General features: G+C 52.2%; 1 rRNA gene. It reads right to left on the minus strand.

Annotated elements, in window-relative coordinates:
• Window positions 1-49: 49 nt before the first annotated feature.
• Window positions 50-2,980: ribosomal RNA gene (locus ACRRMM_RS19100) — 23S ribosomal RNA — on the minus strand.
• Window positions 2,981-3,075: the final 95 nt, after the last annotated feature.

The following is a 3,075-nucleotide window of genomic DNA, read 5'->3' on the forward strand; positions in this document are numbered from 1 at the left end:
AATGTTCTCTCAAAACTAGATAACAATGTTCATTTTTCACATTAGAATATAGGTTAAGTCCTCGATCTATTAGTATCTGTCAGCTCCACGTGTCACCACGCTTCCACCTCAGACCTATCAACCTGATCATCTTTCAGGGATCTTACTTCCTTGCGGAATGGGAAATCTCATCTTGAGGGGGGCTTCATGCTTAGATGCTTTCAGCACTTATCCCGTCCGCACATAGCTACCCAGCGATGCCCTTGGCAGAACAACTGGTACACCAGCGGTGCGTCCATCCCGGTCCTCTCGTACTAAGGACAGCTCCTCTCAAATTTCCTGCGCCCGCGACGGATAGGGACCGAACTGTCTCACGACGTTCTGAACCCAGCTCGCGTACCGCTTTAATGGGCGAACAGCCCAACCCTTGGGACCGACTACAGCCCCAGGATGCGATGAGCCGACATCGAGGTGCCAAACCTCCCCGTCGATGTGGACTCTTGGGGGAGATAAGCCTGTTATCCCCGGGGTAGCTTTTATCCGTTGAGCGATGGCCCTTCCATGCGGAACCACCGGATCACTAAGCCCGACTTTCGTCCCTGCTCGACTTGTAGGTCTCGCAGTCAAGCTCCCTTGTGCCTTTACACTCTGCGAATGATTTCCAACCATTCTGAGGGAACCTTTGGGCGCCTCCGTTACATTTTAGGAGGCGACCGCCCCAGTCAAACTGCCCACCTGACACTGTCTCCCTGCCCGATAAGGGCAGCGGGTTAGAAGGTCAATACAGCCAGGGTAGTATCCCACCGATGCCTCCACCGAAGCTAGCGCTCCGGTTTCCAAGGCTCCTACCTATCCTGTACAAGCTGTACCAACATTCAATATCAGGCTGCAGTAAAGCTCCACGGGGTCTTTCCGTCCTGTCGCGGGTAACCTGCATCTTCACAGGTACTATAATTTCACCGAGTCTCTCGTTGAGACAGTGCCCAGATCGTTGCGCCTTTCGTGCGGGTCGGAACTTACCCGACAAGGAATTTCGCTACCTTAGGACCGTTATAGTTACGGCCGCCGTTTACTGGGGCTTCAATTCGCACCTTCGCTTACGCTAAGCGCTCCTCTTAACCTTCCAGCACCGGGCAGGCGTCAGCCCCTATACTTCGCCTTACGGCTTCGCAGAGACCTGTGTTTTTGCTAAACAGTCGCCTGGGCCTATTCACTGCGGCTTCTCGGGGCTTTAACACCCTAAGAAGCACCCCTTCTCCCGAAGTTACGGGGTCATTTTGCCGAGTTCCTTAACGAGAGTTCTCTCGATCACCTTAGGATTCTCTCCTCGCCTACCTGTGTCGGTTTGCGGTACGGGCACCTCTCACCTCGCTAGAGGCTTTTCTTGGCAGTGTGGAATCAGGAACTTCGCTACTAAATTTCGCTCGCCATCACAGCTCAGCCTTCACGGGAAACGGATTTGCCTATTTCCCAGCCTAACTGCTTGGACGCGGATATCCAATACCGCGCTTACCCTATCCTCCTGCGTCCCCCCATTGCTCAAATGGTGAGGAGGTGGTACAGGAATATCAACCTGTTGTCCATCGCCTACGCCTTTCGGCCTCGGCTTAGGTCCCGACTAACCCTGAGCGGACGAGCCTTCCTCAGGAAACCTTAGGCATTCGGTGGACGGGATTCTCACCCGTCTTTCGCTACTCATACCGGCATTCTCACTTCTAAGCGCTCCACCAGTCCTTCCGGTCTGACTTCACTGCACTTAGAACGCTCTCCTACCACTGTTCGTAAGAACAGTCCGCAGCTTCGGTGATACGTTTAGCCCCGGTACATTTTCGGCGCAGAGTCACTCGACCAGTGAGCTATTACGCACTCTTTAAATGGTGGCTGCTTCTAAGCCAACATCCTGGTTGTCTAAGCAACTCCACATCCTTTTCCACTTAACGTATACTTTGGGACCTTAGCTGGCGGTCTGGGCTGTTTCCCTTTCGACTACGGATCTTATCACTCGCAGTCTGACTCCCAAGGATAAGTCATCGGCATTCGGAGTTTGACTGAATTCGGTAACCCGGTAGGGGCCCCTAGTCCAATCAGTGCTCTACCTCCGAGACTCTTACCTTGAGGCTAGCCCTAAAGCTATTTCGGAGAGAACCAGCTATCTCCAGGTTCGATTGGCATTTCACCCCTACCCACACCTCATCCCCGCACTTTTCAACGTGCGTGGGTTCGGGCCTCCATTCAGTGTTACCTGAACTTCACCCTGGACATGGGTAGATCACCTGGTTTCGGGTCTACGACCACGTACTCATGCGCCCTATTCAGACTCGCTTTCGCTGCGGCTCCGCATCTTCTGCTTAACCTTGCACGGGATCGTAACTCGCCGGTTCATTCTACAAAAGGCACGCCATCACCCGTTAACGGGCTCTGACTACTTGTAGGCACACGGTTTCAGGATCTATTTCACTCCCCTTCCGGGGTGCTTTTCACCTTTCCCTCACGGTACTGGTTCACTATCGGTCACTAGGGAGTATTTAGCCTTGGGAGATGGTCCTCCCGGATTCCGACGGAATTTCACGTGTTCCGCCGTACTCAGGATCCACTCTGGAGAGAACAACATTTCAGTTACAGGGCTGTTACCTTCTTTGGCGGGCCTTTCCAGACCTCTTCGCTTATATCGTTCCTTTGTAACTCCGTATAGAGTGTCCTACAACCCCAAGAGGCAAGCCTCTTGGTTTGGGCTGTTCCCGTTTCGCTCGCCGCTACTCAGGGAATCGCATTTGCTTTCTCTTCCTCCGGGTACTTAGATGTTTCAGTTCCCCGGGTATGCCTTCTCATACTCTATGTATTCAAGTATGGATACTACTCCATTACGAGCAGTGGGTTTCCCCATTCGGAAATCTCCGGATCAAAGCTTGCTTACAGCTCCCCGAAGCATATCGGTGTTCGTCCCGTCCTTCATCGGCTCCTAGTGCCAAGGCATCCACCGTGCGCCCTTTCTAACTTAACCATTTCTTACTTTAGAAAGAATCACTATGTGTGATGAACTTTGCATTGCATTCAATGTGAATGTATTACTTATTGTTATCTAGTTTTCAAAGAACA

It is taken from the genome of Bacillus sp. XT-4, assembly GCF_050864245.1.
Lineage (GTDB): Bacteria > Bacillota > Bacilli > Bacillales > Bacillaceae > Bacillus > Bacillus altitudinis.